Genomic DNA, 16700 nt, shown 5'->3' with positions numbered 1-16700 from the left:
GTGTCTTCCATCCCAAATTTATTCTCTCTATTCGTTTCCTGCACTTTCTGGATTTATTTCTGAATGATCCAGCCCTAATAGATATTCAGCAATACTACTTGCCTCATCTTCTGATAGTTCAGGATAATTACCAGTCATTTTATTGCCTGGTTTCAATGCTTCAGGATTCATTAACCAGTCAACTAAATTTTCATATGTTAAGTCTTCTACCCCAGCTAAAGTTGTACGGTTAGCAAAATTAGTTAAGTTTGGTCCAACTGCAGATGGTGACGATCCAATGGCATGGCAGCCAATACAGCTGTTTGCTTCAAAAAGGTCTTTCCCTTCCTGAGCTGAAGCAGTTTCGGGTTCTGCCTCCGGATCCACACTTTTCATATCTTCAACCCATTGATCATATTCTTCCTGACTCACAACAACTATCTTAAAATCCATTAGTGAGTGAGAAGGACCGCATAGTTCAGCGCACTTACCCCAATATACGCCTTCTTCGTATGCTTCAATATACATCGTATTTGTGTTTTCTGGATTTGCATCCATCTTCCCTGAAATAGTTGGTACCCAGAATGAGTGAATAACATCCGCAGAGTCAATATTCAAATAAACTTTTTCATTTACTGGAATATACATGTCCTGACTTGTTTGAATCTCCTCATTCGAATAGTTAAAGTGCCACCAATACTGATTACCTGTAACATCGATTGATATTGATTCACTAGCATCAGCATCATCAGCCAAATCAAAAACAGTAAAAATTGTCGGTACTGCTAGAATAATAACTAAAACAATAGGTATTGCTGTCCAAACAATTTCTAACTTGTGATTCCCCTCAACCTGTTTCGGAATGTAGTTCTCTTGCCCCTTCTTTCTACGGAATCGAATAATTGCTACAGTATACACCAGCATAACGATGACAAATACAGCAATCATAATAATGATTGAAAGAATCATGATATCCATAGAAACTTCTGCCCCGTAACCCTTAGGGTCGAGAGCTGTCAAGTTTTCTTTCCCACAAGCAGCCAATACTAGGGATACAAAACCTAACAGGATTAATGCTTTAATTTTTCCCATCCATCGATTCATGAATTGAACCTCTCTTTCTCCTTTGTTTTTTCTATAACTATATTAAGAATGAAAGCTAACTAAAAACAAATATCTTGTACTCTAGTTAAAAATAGGTAAAGTTACCACAATCATTAACAAGAATACAACTGTGAGATAATTTAGAGAATAAATAAAAATCATGTTTGCCCATTTTAGATCATCTTTCACAAAAAATCCCCGAAAACCGATAATTAACCAACCAATATTCATCATAGTAGCTACAACTACAAATACTGTTCCTAAAGAAGTTAGAAAAAACGGCAAAGGCAGTAAACATGCAATATAAACCACTATCTGACGTTTTGTCATTTCAAACCCATGAACTACTGGCAGCATTGGAACTCCCGCTCTCCTATAATCATCTGTTTTCTTCATAGCTAGCGCAAGAAAATGCGGTGTTTGCCATAAAAACATAATAAAGAATAGAATCAGAGGAATAACATGGAACTCTGGATTAATTGCAGTCCAACCGATTAATGGCGGCATTGCTCCTGATAGACTTCCCACAGCCGTATTTAAAGTAGTCGTGCGCTTTGTCCACATTGTATAGAGAACTACGTAAACAAACCAGCCAATAAAGCCAAATACTGCTGATGTGAAAGTAGCTAATCCTAACAAAATAAAACCAATGATACTTGCTGCAATTCCCATCGTTAATACCGCTTTCATGGAAAAGAACCCTGTGACCGTTGGACGTTTACTTGTTCGGTTCATTTTGGGATCGATATCTACATCATACCAATTATTAAGGATACAGCCTCCCGCTATTACTAATCCACTCCCAAGCATTGTGTACACTAAAGTATCCCAATGAGAGGTAATAGAAGAGCCAGTAAAGTAAATAGCTAACCAGAAACCAGCAAATGTAGTAATTAGATTAGAATGGACAATACCAATTTTAATAAGGGCTTTAAATTCAGAAATAAACGTTTTTATTTTTTGTCCGGTAGATACCGTAGTATCGTTTTGCACTTCTCTATAGGACGTACTCGCTTTTTCCAACTTTTCCCCTCCTTTTATCTAAAATCAACGATGTTTTCCAAGTTAGAAATATTAAAAAACTGTAACATCTACTAATAAATTGTAACATGGAGGCACCATATTATCTAATATGCCATATTGTTTAATAATATCATGGAGTACGCCCTTGGAAAGTGACAACATTTCGAACAAAAAATACATCCAGTGGATGCAGTTGCATTCTGAATAATATGTAATCTTTGTTTAGACCTTAGTTAGCAATTATCCTCTCTATATTATTTCTAGCAAACTCCTATCAATAATGCAAGGAGTTTTTACTTTTTTAAATAGTGTAAATCATAAAAAAAGCATGTTATAGTATAGAAAGCTAGCAATTAACTAGTAATTTTACCGTTAGTCCATTTTTTGTTTTACTTGCCCTCCTATAGAGCAAGTATAAAGTTTACCAGATGATAGTTTGCTAATAAGCTACAGCGGAATAGCTTTTATTGGATTGTTTTGTCAATTAATATTATTATAAATAGAGTAATACATAAAAAGAGAGGCAGAAGAATGATTAAACAATTGAAATACTTATCTGTAATTGCAACAATTTGTATGCTTTTTTTATTGTTAGGCGGAGCACTTGTTACTAAAACCGGTTCAGCAGATGGCTGTGGAAATAGTTGGCCATTATGTGAGGGTGAAGTGCTGCCATCAATAGTTACGATTGAAATGGCAATTGAACTCAGTCACCGTTTAGTTACAGGTGTTGTAGGGATTGTAGTATTATTACTAGCAATTCTTGCATGGAGAAACCTGGGAAATATTCGAGAAGTAAAATTTTTAGCCTTCCTTTCTGTTTTCTTCATTGTCGTTCAAGCTTTAGTAGGTGCTGCTGCGGTTGTTTGGGGACAGAATGATTTTGTTTTGGCCACACACTTTGGAATTTCATTAATCTCATTTGCTTCTGTTTTCTTATTAACGCTACTTATATTCGAGATTGACAAAAAATGGGATACAAAGACACTTTTAATAAAAAAGAAGCACCGAATCGAGATTTATGCCTTAACAATTTATACACTATTGGTTGTTTACACAGGAGCGCTTGTCAGACATACTGAGTCCAATTTGGTATGCGGCAGTTGGCCATTCTGTAATAATAGTGATCCATTCGCATTTTCTGATTACTATCTACAACAGTGGATCCAGATGGGGCATCGACTAAGTGCAGGTATGCTATTCATTTGGACTCTAATTCTGACTATTAGAATGATAAAATACTATAAATCGAGTAAAGTGATGGTTTGGAGTTGGGCAATTACAATCTCCTTAATTTCATTCCAGGTAATACTAGGTGCACTTATCATCTTTACCTTATTAAACCTTGGCATTGCTTTGTTGCACGCTCTTGTTGTCTCTTGTTACTTTGGTATGCTTAGCTACTTTGTACTTCTTTCAAACCGATCATCCAAAGCAGAAAAATTATATCAAGAGGAACTAAATAAGAGAGAATTAATTATCTAAAAACAGGAAACATTTCTCTTTCACAAAGTACCTGTGTCACTGCTGGCCAGGGCTTATAAATAAATGCATAATGCAAGAAAACGAATTTCTATTCTTTATACTATTTACCGTTTTAAACGGTAAAAATGTGAAAAAAGGGAAGCAGCTTCATGTTAGCTGCTTCCCTCTTTCTTATTCAAATTCTATTAATAAATCATCAACCGCTATTGCATCGCCATTACTTACATACAATTCTTTGATTGTACCAGCAAAAGGTGCTTGTACAGTAGTCTCCATTTTCATCGCTTCTGTAGTAAGAAGATGTTGTCCCTTCTCTACTTTATCCCCTTTTGCACAATTTACTTTAAGAACAGTACCTGGCATGGTGGCACCAATTTGCTTATTAATACCCTTATCTACTTTTGGACGTTCCACAATATTCGTTTTAATATTTTCGTCTTTTACGGTAACTTCTCTCGGCTGACCGTTTAATTCGAAATAGATAGTACGAGTTCCGTCCAATCTTGCTTCAGAAATAGATACTAATTTTACAAATAATGTTTTCCCCTTTTCAATCTCAATTTCTATTTCTTCGCCTAGCCTCATTCCGTAGAAGAAGGTTGGCGTATCAAGTACGGATACATCTCCATACTTTTCATAAAATGATTGATAATCAAGGAATACCTTTGGATAAAGTGCATATGAAATACAGTCAAAGCTTGTAACTTGTCTGTTTAATTGATTAAATAATGTATCACGTATCTCTTTAAAATCAATTGGCTCTAACAATTCTCCAGGTCTCACCGTAATGGCTTCTCTATCTTTCAAGATGATCCTTTGCAGTTCTTTCGGAAACCCTTGATACGGCTGACCAATATAGCCTTGTACAAATTCTATAACAGAGTCAGGGAAATCGATGGATTCTCCTTTTTGATAAACATCTTCTTCTGTAAGATTGTTTTGTACCATAAACAATGCCATGTCACCAATTACTTTAGATGAAGGTGTTACCTTAACAACATCACCAAACATATCGTTTACTTTTCGGTACATGGTTTTAACTTCTGACCAGCGTTCTCCAAGTCCAACTGCCTTTGCTTGTTGCTGTAAATTACTATATTGACCACCAGGCATTTCATGGAAGTATATTTCAGAGTGCGGAGCATTCATTCCACTTTCAAACTCTTGGTAATATTTCCGAACACCTTCCCAATAAGTAGATATTTCTTCATAGTTCTCAATATTAACTCTCGGTTGTCTTTCCGTACCTTGTAAAGCATAATACAACGATTGTGCACTAGGCTGTGAAGTATTTCCAGCCATGGATCCTGTTGCTACATCGACTACATCCACACCAGCTTCAATTGCACGTGCATAAGTAAAAATACCATTGCCACTTGTATCATGTGTATGAAGATGAATTGGAATATCAACGGTTTCTTTTAACGTAGAGATTAACTGGTAAGCAGCTTCCGGCTTAAGCAATCCTGCCATATCTTTAATTCCAAGTATGTGTGCACCTGACGCTTCTAGTTCTTTTGCCATTGTTTTGTAATACTGCATATCGTATTTTTGACGGCCCTTGTCCAAGATATCACCAGTGTAGCATAGAGTGGCTTCTGCCACTTTATTATTCGCACGAACTGCTTCAATTGCCGGCTTCATTCCTTCGATCCAGTTTAAACTGTCAAAGATACGGAAGACATCTATTCCAGCGTTTGCACTTTTCTCTACAAACTCATCTATTAAATTATCTGGATAATTTTTATATCCTACTGCATTACTTGCACGCAGAAGCATTTGGAAAAGGATATTTGGCATCTTTTCACGTAATTTTATCAATCGGTGCCATGGATTTTCTTTTAGGAAACGGTATGCTACATCAAACGTAGCTCCTCCCCACATTTCAACAGAAAATAAGTTAGGAAGCATGTTTGCTGTAGGTTCAGCAATTCTTAAAATATCTTTCGTTCTGATTCTAGTCGCCAGCAGTGATTGGTGTGCATCACGGAATGTAGTGTCAGTTAATAAAACTTCTTTTTGGTTTTTCAGCCAATTTGCTAAGCCTTCTGGACCTTGTTCTTCCAGTATTTGCTTTGTACCATTTGGAAAACTCTCTAAAGGATCAATTTTAGGTATTTCTAACGACGGAAACTCCGGCTTCTCTTTTTTCGGTAAACCTTCCACTCCATTTACTGTCGTGTAACCGATATAGCTGAGCATTTTTGTCCCTCTGTCACGTCGTTTTGGAAATACAAATAACTCAGGAGTTTTATCAATAAATGTAGTATCATATTCCCCGGATAAAAAGCTTTCATGAACCATTACATTTTCCAGGAATGGGATATTAGTTTTAATTCCTCTAATTCTAAATTCCTTCAGGTTTCGCACCATTTTATGTGCAGCCTGTTCAAATGTCATCGCATGAGTGGATACCTTTACTAACAGGGAATCATAATGCGGAGAAATAACGGCGCCCTGATATGCATTTCCAGCATCCAGCCGTACCCCAAATCCTCCACCAGAACGATAAGCCATTATCTTTCCAGTATCAGGCATGAAGTTATTTAACGGATCTTCTGTCGTAATCCTTGACTGAATCGCATAACCCATTGTGCTTACATTTTCTTGGGTTGGGATACCAATTGTATCACTATGTAACTCATGTCCTTCTGCCACTTTAATTTGCGTTTGTACAATATCGATTCCAGTAATCATTTCAGTGATTGTATGCTCTACCTGTACTCTAGGGTTTACCTCAATAAAATAGTATTCTTCACCCGTTACTAAAAATTCAACTGTCCCCGCATTTATGTAATCAACGTTCTTCATTAAACGAACTGCAGCGTTACATATTTCCTCGCGAAGCTCTTCAGATAAAGAAAGACTTGGTGCAACTTCAATAAGTTTTTGATGCCTTCTTTGCACAGAACAATCTCTCTCATAGAGGTGCACAATGTTCCCATGTTTGTCACCGATAATCTGAACTTCAATATGCTTCGGATTTTGGATGAATTTCTCTACATAAATCTCATCATTACCAAAAGCCGATTTTGCTTCAGATTTTGCTCTTTCATAGGCTTCTGTAACATCTTGTTCACTCTCCACAATACGCATCCCACGGCCACCGCCACCTAATGAAGCTTTGATTATGATCGGATAACCATATTTTGATCCAAACGCTTGAACATCTTCAATCGTCTGAACAGGACCATCACTGCCAGGAATGACTGGTAATCCAGCTGCTGTTGCTTGTTCCCTTGCTTTTACTTTATCACCAAACATACTCAAATGTTCACTGGTTGGTCCGATAAAAATAATGCCTTCTTCTTCACACCGCTTTGCAAATTCGATATTTTCAGACAAAAAACCGTAACCAGGGTGAATGGCATCAACCTGGACTCTCTTAGCTAATGCAATTATCCCTTCTATATCTAGGTATGCATCAATTGGTTTTTTTCCTTCGCCGATTAAATAAGTTTCATCAGCCTTAAAACGATGGTATGAACCAGTATCCTCACTAGAATAAATTGCGACGGTGCGAATATTCATTTCTGTGCAAGCACGAAAAACACGTATAGCTATCTCCCCACGATTAGCAACTAGCACTTTCTTAATTCGCTTCAATTCTGTCATAAAAGAGACCTCCTCTATTATACTAAGAAATTACTACTCTTTTACGTCATTCTCCCTCTTATTAACATTCATTGCAATATTATTAAGGATTCCCATTGAAATTAACAAAACTAACAGAGATGATCCACCATAGCTAATAAAAGGTAAAGGCACACCTGTAATCGGTAAAATACCACTAATAGCTCCTAGATTTATAAAGGCCTGAATTCCTATCATAGAAGATATGCCTATCGCCAGTAATGCTCCAAAACTATCTTCACACTTTCTGGAAATAAAGATGCCTCGAAGTACGATTACCGAAAATAGACCAATAACTATAACTACCCCAATAAATCCAAGCTCTTCAGCTATAACCGCCATGATGAAGTCCGTATGTGCTTGGGTTAAATATCCTAATTTCTGAACACTTTGCCCTAAACCTTCTCCAGTTAGTCCCCCAACACCGATTGCTAAATAAGATTGAATTAATTGATAACCATCCGAATCGGGAGTTTCAAAAGGCTGATAAGCACCTGTAAATCTTGACAATCTTTCATCTGTAATCATAAATGGAGCTGCTATTATAACTAGAGCCAGTCCAATAAAAATTAATACAGAAAGATGTTTCATTTTAATTCCCGAGCTGAAAATAACTGAACATACGATTAAAAAGATAATTGCTGCTGTACCGATATCTGGCTGCAGCATAATTAATCCGAGAATTATACAAGTCATAATTAATGGCGGCAATACACCTTTCACAAAATCATTTAAGTATGCTTGCTTTTTTGAATAAACAGATGCTAAGTACATAATCAGTGCAAGTTTTGCAAACTCAGATGGTTGCATACTAAATGGACCAATAACAAACCATGATTTCGCATTATTTACCTCATTCCCAAAAATTAACACTCCAACTAAAAGTCCAATAACAATAATTATCAGCAACTTTATTAATTTTTGATAGTACTTATATGGGAATAAGGAGGTAATAATAAATCCAACCATACCAATTGCAAAAAAGATGGATTGCCTAACTAAATAATGCGTGCTATTATTGCCCTCCACCACAGCTGTAACCATACTGGCACTATAAATCATAACAAGACCAAAAGCTGTTAAAAAGATAGGAGTAATGAGTAATGTGTAGTCGTAATCTTTTAATCTCTGAATCATCTTACTTCTCCCTGCTATAAAAAATGGACGAAAGAATAGATGAAAAGATTTTTTATTAGTTTACCATATTTTTAGATAATAGTGGTAATTTTATAAAAAATAAACTTTCTCTATCTTCCTGTTATGTATTAAAACAAAAAAACCTTGCCACAAATATATACAGGCAAAGTTTTTGCGTATCTACATAACGTTGAACTATATTTAATCATAATGAGTTTTGCGTGGCTTCATGAAGGATATTTAACTTTTTCTCTAGATTCTCCAGAAGTGTTTTTCCTTCACTCTCTGTGATTAAGTTCAAACGTACAGCAAAATCAATTTCCCTTGAGAGGCCAAACATCTGTGTATCCAACACGTCTTCATATACGGGACACTGTGGCATCATTAAATTTTCTATTTGAACTTCTATTAGTCGCAAAATTTTATCAGCATCAGCCTTAAGAAGGGCATAGGCTTTTTCACGATGATTGACAGTTGCCTCTTGCATCAATAATATCCCCTCCCGCTAAAAGACTTTCTTTATATTATATTATCGTTAGGGATAGAAAAATGCAAATAAATTATTAGTTAAATATAGGATGTTAATAATTAGACATAAAATACTGTTATCTCTATTTATTTTTGTAATCGCAAGTACAAGAAGACAATAGCACCATGCCAATGACCAATAGATTTTCGTTATAATGTGTAAAAACAATGGCTAAATGAGTGAAATCATTGATTAGTTTTGATATTCTTAAATTATAAATGATTATTAGGGGGATTATAAATGATAGTGCCGATTACTGGAAAGGTTTCCTATTCCATTACTTTAGATCCTACAGTATGGATTTTCGATGACAGAAAAATACTGCTAGAAGATGCATTTATAGAAAATGAGAGAAAGAATGAATCAAACGAATGGGCAAAATTAGGTCAACGTTGGGATAAAGAAGTCGGAGAAGAAAAACCAAGAACAGATTCCAACCATAATATTTCTAAACGAGAGGGAGAGAAAATCCTAAAAAATTCCTATGTTATACCTATAAAAGAGTTTGTCAATAAAGCGGAGATTCATGAAGATGCAAAAACTGCTGTACTTCTTACAGAGAATAATAAAGAAGTTGAACTAGCAATAGACGAATTAACTAACGGATACGTACAATTTGCCTTAAAAGGGAAGCCACTAAAAGAGGACGGACCAATCTATTTTCTTTATAGAGACGGTTCAAATAAAGAGAATCCGATTAAGCATGTTAAAAAAATAGTTATCAGGTAAAGCGTAATCTTTATGAATATGTATATTTTATTCCATTCAATCCAAAATAAGTGCAATAGCACTTTAGGAGGAATGGAATATGTCATTTCGTGTTGGTGTATTATTTGTTATCACTTTAATTCTAATTGGTTGTGCACAACAAGAGAATTCGATGGAAAGTGAACAAGCTGAAAATCCATACATTCAAGTTAAAAATTCTGACCCAAACGAGCTACAGGAATTAACAAATAGTCAGATTGCTACTCATTTAGCAAATCTTGCAGCCGATGTTCCTGAGGTTAATAATGCAACAGCTGTGGTAGCAGGTCCATATGCAGTAGTAGGTATTGATGTAGATAAAGACCTGGATCGCAACAGAGTTGGGACAATTAAATATACTGTCTTAGAAGCACTATACCATGACCCCTATGGAAAAACAGCTGTTGTTGTAGCAGATGCTGATGCAACAGAAAGAATAAGGGGCATGGCAGAAGAAATCAGGCAAGGCCACCCTGTTGAAGGTTTTGTTGACGAGTTATCTGCTATAGTCGGCAGATATATGCCTGACTTTCCAATAAGAGAGAATGTTCCAGAACAGCCCGACCAAAATAAAGAGGTTCTGCCTAAAGACAAAGAAAGAGAACTAGAAAATATACAAGAAGAGCAATCTAATCAACGCTTAGATAATAATCAACAATAGAATCAAACTTGTTCAGTAAGGGTTTTCTCTCATTCCCAATTACTAACCTTGCACATTAACTGTCAGTAAACCTGCTGTAAAATGAAAGTGACTGCCATAATTTGGCAGTCACTTTTTCCATTTAATTCTTCAATTCGTTGTAATACTGAACACCAAATTGCGAACCTTCAGAGACCATTTTTGCATTTTCCATTTGTCCTATATCGTTTCCATCTACATTTTGATCAGGTTGTCCAGCATTCTCAATCGTAGAAGTATCATGTTTATTTTTTTGAGTTAATAAATAACTAAAGAAACTAACCGCTGCAATACCAACTGCTCCTGCAACAAGCATTGAATTTCGATTACTATTCATGAGCAATACCACCCTTTCTTTTATAGTGTATATTCCCAGCCTATTTATCATTAAAACATCTATTGTTTATTAAATGTTTATCAAAAGACTTAAAATAGTTATTCTAATCTGCAATTAATGAGAATAAAATCACTGCAATTTATGTTATAATATATGGATAAGCTATTGATCTAGAGGTGATAACATGCAAGTAAAATGCACTATTTGTGATAGTATTGATACGTTAAATGACGATTCTTTACAAGCAAAAAGACTTAGAAATCGCAGGATTTATATGTACCTTTGCAGAGATTGTTATAATCGCATTAAAGAAAAAACTTACCAAAGAATAGAAACTGGTAATTTCCGTTTATATAAAGAGAAAAAGAAAGTAGATGACTTTATATAATAAAGCCAAGGGTATGAGTAATAAAAAAACTTTGAACAATTCAGGCGTTTGGCTGGCTAATTGTCCCCTATTATTCTCTCAACTTCTTTTCGTTTAGGGTCGTACAGCTAGTTAACCAACTTTAAAAAGAACCAATCAACTCGTTAGTATAAAAACCCGAACTAATTCAAATAAAGAATTAGCTCGGGTTTTTCATAATGAGAATACTGATGTTCCAAGTCTATTTATTTAGGCATTTTGATTTTTTGCTTTACGCTGGAAATGCAGTCTCGTACGATATATTCCTAAAACAAGATTTATTACAATTAGGCTTTCGACTGTAGGCATTCTCATGACAGTACTGAAGATGGTTAAAATAAATACACCTATTAAAAGTAGTATGTATACAATTATCTTTTTTATTATCGGCAATTTTTTGGCAAAGCCTAGCTCATAAGCAATAATAGCTAAAATTAGATTCATTACATAAAATATCCCAAAAATATTATCTGTTCCGTTCAGCTCCAAAACCGTATCAAACACTAACCTAAAATTGTCCATACGTCTCCCCCATTATGTTTGTGCTAACCCTTATCATACTAAATTTTTTATATTCTTGCTAGATAAAAACAAAAATGAATCCGCATTATAGTTTTGAAAATCACACTATTTTGATATATACTACAAGTACGAAAGAGGTGTAGGGAACCATGAGAAACTTAGATTGGCAGATGTTAGGTTTAGCGATATTAGTCATCGTGATGTTTATGGCGGTTGGGTTATCCATCGCATTGCGTAGTATTTTTTTAATTTCACTATTTACCCTTCTAGGTTTTGGGTTAATGGGCTTTGGATTATCATTAAAAAAGCGAAAAAGCGGTGCTTAATGCATCACTTTTTCGCTTTTTTTAGATAATCTAAGATATCATCTTGAATGTTCATATTACAAGTAAGTATAGAATTCTTTTCTAACATATTAAGTTGTAGTCCGTTTATATCTGTTGTTCCACCACCAACTTCTCCCACAATTACAATTCCAGCAGCTACATCCCAAGGAGATAGACTCATACTTAAATATCCGTCTATAATCCCCTCTGCTAAAAAGGCAAATTCCAATGCTGCTGAGCCATAAGTTCTTGTGCCGCGAATTCTTTTAACAAATTTCTGCATAATTCTCTCATCTACTAATCGGTTCTCACATAACCAGAAATGATTCATTCCGATGATCGCTTCTTCTATGTTTGACTTTTTGGTTAGCGCGAGAAGTCTTACATCATTTTTATATGCTCCATTCTTATATTTCGCATGATACATATTGTCAGCCATAACATCATAGATAATTCCGATTTCTCCTATTCCATCATGATAGATACCTATGGATATGGCGAAATTCCTTTTCTGGTGAACGAAATTCATGGTGCCATCTATTGGATCGATAATCCAGACGGTTCCTTTCATCGAAGTTAACTTATCACCATAGCCTTCTTCCCCAACTATAGAATGGGTAGGGTATTTCTCTTTAATTCTTGAAACGAAGAATGATTCAGTTTCTTTATCCATTGTCGTAACTAAGTCATTTGGATTTGACTTTGTATCAACAACTAAAGGGTCATTAATCTTATTACGTATATTAACACCAGCCTCTCTCACCCATGCCAAGGCTGTTTCATATATTTCTTCGCGTATATCTCTATCCATTTGAACCCTCCAATATACAAATATTAATGCTATTGTATCAAATTGAGGTTATCAAGTCATTGGAAAGCTCAGATATTAAAAAACACTCACTTAACTTTATTCGGTAGGTTAGAGTCAATTGAGCATTCGAATACCTACTTGTTTCTTCTTCCTTGTAAGTCACCTTGTATTATCATGATATAATAACAGACAATTAAAATGCCCTTAATTGATAAACAAGATAACTTATTGAAAAAATATTCCCAATACGTACTTGGCTAATAGAATGCGCAAATACCTATTGGGACCCTTCAATTAGAAAATACTCTCTATTTCAATTAGCTGTTTTCTTAAGGCTTCCAGTCGTTCTTTAGATTTGATTACCTGTACATTGTCTTTTGCTTTCAAAGCATCAGAAAGTGTCAGCAACTCATAATCAATTTCCATTTTAATTACTGGTAATTTTTCAATTGCATCTTTCCGATTTAACGTTTCCATCAAGAATTTCAAACGAGCCACTCCTTTCAAGCATAGCACCTGAACTAGGTACCAATTTCACTTCTTTTTTTATAGTTTATGGCTTAATAAACTTTTGGTTCAACCTAATTTAAACTAATTTAATATTTGATAAATACATACCCATTTAAAGTACCTTTAAAACTTACCTGCCCAAGGTATTGCTTGACGTGCGACATCCCATGCTTAATAATAATGATTATAATCTGATAGAAAGGATGTCGAATGTGACAGTTCAAGGGTTCCGAAAAGTAGATTTTGAGACGTTCCATATAGAGGGGTTAGACGAGAGAATGGAAGCCATTCAATCCCGTATTCAACCAAAATTCCAAGAGATAGGAGAAGAACTTGTTAACTTCCTTTCTGCAAACCTAGGGAATGAAGTATATTTACATATTGCAAAACATGCAAGGAGAACTGTTAACCCACCAAAAGATACCTGGTTGGCAATTGCCGATAATAAACGCGGTTATAAGAAACACCCTCATTTTCAATTGGGTCTATTTGATGACCACTTATTTATTTGGCTTGCTTTTATATATGAATTACCAAATAAGAAAGAAATGGCAGAAAAATTATTAGATAACTACGATGAATTAAAAGGGCTTCCTGAAGACTTTATGATCTCACTTGATCATACTCAAAAAGAAGCTATTTCCCTTGCTGAGTTGGAACGTAAGCATCTGGAGCGCTTCCGTGACGTTAAGAAAGGTGAATTTTTAATTGGAAGACATCTTTCAAAAGAAGATGAACGAGTTCAAAATGGAGATAAAATTATCGATATTGCGAAGGAAACATACACCGCATTAATACCGTACTACCAAAAAGCACTTACTGTAAGATAGTAAAATGTAATGAATTCTCGTTTTGTGTCTGATTTCCTTTATCAGCCAATGAATCAGAAGAAGCATAGCCAGTTAGCTATGCTTCTTCTCAAATCCATTTTCGGTTAATGTCTTCTGCTTCTTGTATCATAGAATGAAATAATTGCTCCACCGTCGGGATATCATGAATCCGAATGGATGATTGTCCAGCCCACCCAAACCCATTCTCTGTATTCCCTTCATGAATAAACTTTCTATTTGCGTGACCACTTATGTAATCCTTTAATGATTCATAACCCATACCCTTCTTTTCAATCTCTAAAATAGTCTCAGTCCATTGATTTCTTAAAGCTCTTGCCGGAGCACCAATAGAGCGTTTGATAATAACTGTACTATTCTCATCAGCAGCTAATATTGCCTGTTTATAATTCTCATGTGCATCGATACAGTCTTTTGTTGCTATAAATCGAGTTCCCATTTCTATTCCTTCTGCCCCTAGGGAAAGTGCTGCCATTAACCCTCTACCATCCACAATTCCACCAGAGGCAATCACTGGGATAGCTACACTATCAACAACTTCTGGAGTTAAAACAAACGTACCGGTGTCATTCCTCCCTAAATGTCCGCCACCTTCTTGCCCTACAACCATAACTGCATCCGCACCTAATTCTTCCGCTTTTTCCGCTTGTCTTTTTGCAGCTACTAATACCATCGTTTTTATTCCGTGTCCTTGAACCATATCTAAAACACCCTTAGGATTACCTCCAGTAATAGAAACTACTGGTACCTTTTCTTCTACCGCAACTTCTACCATATGTTCAAATTCTCTTCCATGCTGCCCTATTGCATAATTCACACCAAATGGTTTTGAAGTAAGCTCTCTAACACGTCTTATCTCTCTTCTTAACGATTCCGGATCTTTTAAACTCATTGCTGTAATTTGGCCCAATCCCCCAGCATTAGATACCGCTGCTGCAAGGTCTGAATAAGCTAAATAAGCTAAACCACCTTGAATGATGGGATACTCGATTCCAAAAAGTTCTGTTACTCTTGTTTTTAGATTCATTATTCCTCCTCCTCAAAATGTTTTTTTATATTATGTTTATGCTTATACTATAAAAATAAGATAGCATTTAAAGCAGTAATTTGCTATAATTTTTTCATTATTTTTAAAGTAGAGGTGTATTTCATTGTACAAACAGAGCGAGACCCCTTTGTTTACAGGACTGTTAAAGCATATAGAGAAAAACCCCGTCCAGTTTCACATTCCTGGTCATAAAAAAGGAGCAGCGGTAGAATCTTCTTTCCAATCCTTTTTAGGTGATAATTTATTTCAAATAGATTTAATTAATATTGAGCCTCTGGATGATTTACATCATCCTAATGGAATTATTAAAGAAGCACAAGAGCTTGCAGCAGAAGCATTTCATGCAGATTTTACTTATTTTTCTGTGCAAGGAACTAGTGGTGCTATTATGACGATGATCCTAAGTGTATGTCATCCTGGAGATAAAATAATTGTGCCAAGAAACGTTCATAAATCAATTACATCAGCTATCATTTTTTCAGGTGCAGTCCCTATATTTATTCAGCCGGAAATTGATACGGCACTTGGAATTTCACACGGAATTACACCGTCTTCGGTTGAGCATGCCTTATATTCACACCCAGATGCTAAAGGCGTTTTAGTTATTAATCCCACTTATTTTGGAATTGCCACTAATTTAGAAAAAATAGTTTCAATCGCTCATAGCTATGATGTCCCAGTGTTAGTTGATGAAGCACATGGTGTACATATTCATTTTCACGAGCAACTCCCATTATCTGCTATGCAAGCTGGAGCTGATATTGCGGCAACGAGCGTACATAAATTAGGTGGTTCCTTAACACAAAGCTCCATATTAAATCTAAAAGGAAATCGAATACCTCATGAAAGAGTTCAAACAATAATGTCTATGCTAACTACTACCTCAACTTCCTATTTATTACTGGCTTCGTTAGACACGGCAAGGAAACAACTTGCGATAAATGGATATGAGATGATTGACAAAGCCATAAAAATGGCTAATTTTACTAGAAAGGAAATAAATAATCTGGAATATATTTATTGCGCGGGTAAAGAGATTCTCGGGACGGAAGCAACTTATCATTATGATCCAACGAAATTAATCATTTCTGTAAAAGATATCGGCTTAACAGGTTATGATGTGGAAGTTTGGCTACGAGAACAGTATAATATTGAAGTAGAATTGTCAGACTTATATAATATATTGTGTATTATTACACCCGGAGACACAATGGATGATGTAACCCTGTTAGTAGAAGCATTAAAAACGCTGGAAAAAGAAAAGGCTATGATAGTTCAAAAAAGAAAAATTATAGTTACTGTCCCAGAAATCCCTTTATTAGCAATTCCTCCCCGTGATGCATTCTATTCTGATACAGAAATTATCTCTTTTGAAGAAGCAGCTGGCCGAATAAGTGCAGAATCTATCATGATTTATCCACCTGGTATTCCTATATTCATTCCTGGTGAAATTATTACAAAGGATAACATTGCATTTATTCAGAGAAACAAATTGGCTGGTTTACCGGTGCAAGGTTTAGAGGATGAAACATTAAACACCATTCGGGTTATTAAAGCAAGAAAACCAATCTATTAA

Annotated in this window: 17 protein-coding genes; 7 read left to right on the top strand and 10 right to left on the bottom strand. The window is 35.4% G+C overall.

Annotated features, from left to right (window positions below; genetic code table 11):
* Positions 1-27: 27 nt before the first annotated feature.
* Entirely contained in the window at positions 28-1083 is a 1056-nt protein-coding gene (gene coxB / locus D8M04_RS10125) for a cytochrome c oxidase subunit II (protein ID WP_121522796.1), read from the bottom strand.
* Positions 1084-1164: 81 nt separating this feature from the next.
* Entirely contained in the window at positions 1165-2106 is a 942-nt protein-coding gene (gene cyoE / locus D8M04_RS10120) for a heme o synthase (protein ID WP_121522795.1), read from the bottom strand.
* Positions 2107-2637: 531 nt separating this feature from the next.
* Here cyoE and D8M04_RS10115 point away from each other — a divergent pair.
* A complete protein-coding gene (locus D8M04_RS10115) occupies positions 2638-3591 on the top strand; it encodes a COX15/CtaA family protein (RefSeq protein WP_121522794.1) in 954 nt (317 codons plus the stop codon).
* Between the two features lie 171 nt (positions 3592-3762).
* Here the strand turns inward: D8M04_RS10115 and pyc are convergent, their stop codons facing one another.
* From pyc to D8M04_RS10100, 3 genes are all read right to left on the bottom strand, one after another.
* The gene (gene pyc, locus D8M04_RS10110; protein WP_121522793.1) at positions 3763-7206 is read right to left on the bottom strand and encodes a pyruvate carboxylase; all 3444 of its coding nucleotides are present in this window, start codon (positions 7204-7206) and stop codon (positions 3763-3765) included.
* Positions 7207-7239: 33 nt separating this feature from the next.
* Positions 7240-8361, bottom strand: a complete 1122-nt coding sequence (ftsW, locus tag D8M04_RS10105; protein ID WP_121522792.1) for a putative lipid II flippase FtsW — start codon at positions 8359-8361, stop codon at positions 7240-7242.
* Between the two features lie 205 nt (positions 8362-8566).
* Positions 8567-8848 (bottom strand): Fpa/YlaN family protein, encoded by a 282-nt coding sequence (locus D8M04_RS10100; RefSeq protein ID WP_121522791.1) that lies wholly within the window; start codon positions 8846-8848, stop codon positions 8567-8569.
* Between the two features lie 282 nt (positions 8849-9130).
* Here D8M04_RS10100 and D8M04_RS10095 point away from each other — a divergent pair, with 282 nt between their 5' ends.
* Entirely contained in the window at positions 9131-9619 is a 489-nt protein-coding gene (locus D8M04_RS10095; RefSeq protein ID WP_121522790.1) for a hypothetical protein, read from the top strand.
* Positions 9620-9698: 79 nt separating this feature from the next.
* On the top strand, positions 9699-10298 hold the full coding sequence (locus tag D8M04_RS10090; RefSeq protein ID WP_121522789.1) for a YhcN/YlaJ family sporulation lipoprotein: 600 nt from the start codon (positions 9699-9701) through the stop codon (positions 10296-10298).
* A 121-nt stretch (positions 10299-10419) separates the two neighbouring features.
* Here D8M04_RS10090 and D8M04_RS10085 read toward each other — a convergent pair whose 3' ends face one another.
* Positions 10420-10653 carry a hypothetical protein gene (locus D8M04_RS10085; RefSeq protein ID WP_121522788.1) on the bottom strand — a complete coding sequence of 78 codons (234 nt, stop codon included), beginning with the start codon at positions 10651-10653 and terminating at the stop codon, positions 10420-10422.
* Positions 10654-10837: 184 nt separating this feature from the next.
* Between D8M04_RS10085 and D8M04_RS10080 the strand changes: the two genes are divergently transcribed.
* Positions 10838-11041, top strand: a complete 204-nt coding sequence (locus D8M04_RS10080) for a YlaI family protein (RefSeq protein WP_121522787.1) — start codon at positions 10838-10840, stop codon at positions 11039-11041.
* 228 nt (positions 11042-11269) lie between these two features.
* On the opposite strand, the gene D8M04_RS10075 is transcribed toward D8M04_RS10080, so the two are convergent.
* Positions 11270-11581, bottom strand: coding sequence for a YlaH-like family protein (locus D8M04_RS10075; RefSeq protein WP_121522786.1), 312 nt, complete (start codon positions 11579-11581; stop codon positions 11270-11272).
* A 149-nt stretch (positions 11582-11730) separates the two neighbouring features.
* Between D8M04_RS10075 and D8M04_RS20010 the strand changes: the two genes are divergently transcribed.
* Positions 11731-11907 carry a DUF5325 family protein gene (locus tag D8M04_RS20010; RefSeq protein ID WP_158595110.1) on the top strand — a complete coding sequence of 59 codons (177 nt, stop codon included), beginning with the start codon at positions 11731-11733 and terminating at the stop codon, positions 11905-11907.
* A gap of 4 nt (positions 11908-11911) precedes the next feature.
* On the opposite strand, the gene D8M04_RS10070 is transcribed toward D8M04_RS20010, so the two are convergent.
* The gene (locus tag D8M04_RS10070; RefSeq protein ID WP_121522785.1) at positions 11912-12718 is read right to left on the bottom strand and encodes an inositol monophosphatase family protein; all 807 of its coding nucleotides are present in this window, start codon (positions 12716-12718) and stop codon (positions 11912-11914) included.
* A 294-nt stretch (positions 12719-13012) separates the two neighbouring features.
* Positions 13013-13216 (bottom strand): hypothetical protein, encoded by a 204-nt coding sequence (locus D8M04_RS10065; RefSeq protein WP_342772645.1) that lies wholly within the window; start codon positions 13214-13216, stop codon positions 13013-13015.
* Positions 13217-13440: 224 nt separating this feature from the next.
* Between D8M04_RS10065 and D8M04_RS10060 the strand changes: the two genes are divergently transcribed.
* A complete protein-coding gene (locus D8M04_RS10060) occupies positions 13441-14058 on the top strand; it encodes a YktB family protein (RefSeq protein ID WP_121522783.1) in 618 nt (205 codons plus the stop codon).
* A gap of 88 nt (positions 14059-14146) precedes the next feature.
* Here the strand turns inward: D8M04_RS10060 and D8M04_RS10055 are convergent, their stop codons facing one another.
* Entirely contained in the window at positions 14147-15103 is a 957-nt protein-coding gene (locus tag D8M04_RS10055; protein WP_121522782.1) for an NAD(P)H-dependent flavin oxidoreductase, read from the bottom strand.
* 124 nt (positions 15104-15227) lie between these two features.
* On the opposite strand from D8M04_RS10055, the gene D8M04_RS10050 reads away from it, so the two are divergent.
* Positions 15228-16700, top strand: coding sequence for an aminotransferase class I/II-fold pyridoxal phosphate-dependent enzyme (locus D8M04_RS10050; RefSeq protein WP_121522781.1), 1473 nt, complete (start codon positions 15228-15230; stop codon positions 16698-16700).

Source organism: Oceanobacillus piezotolerans (assembly GCF_003665065.1).
GTDB classification, from domain to species: Bacteria; Bacillota; Bacilli; order Bacillales; family Amphibacillaceae; genus Oceanobacillus; species Oceanobacillus piezotolerans.
This window is presented reverse-complemented; position numbering and strand designations above follow the sequence as displayed.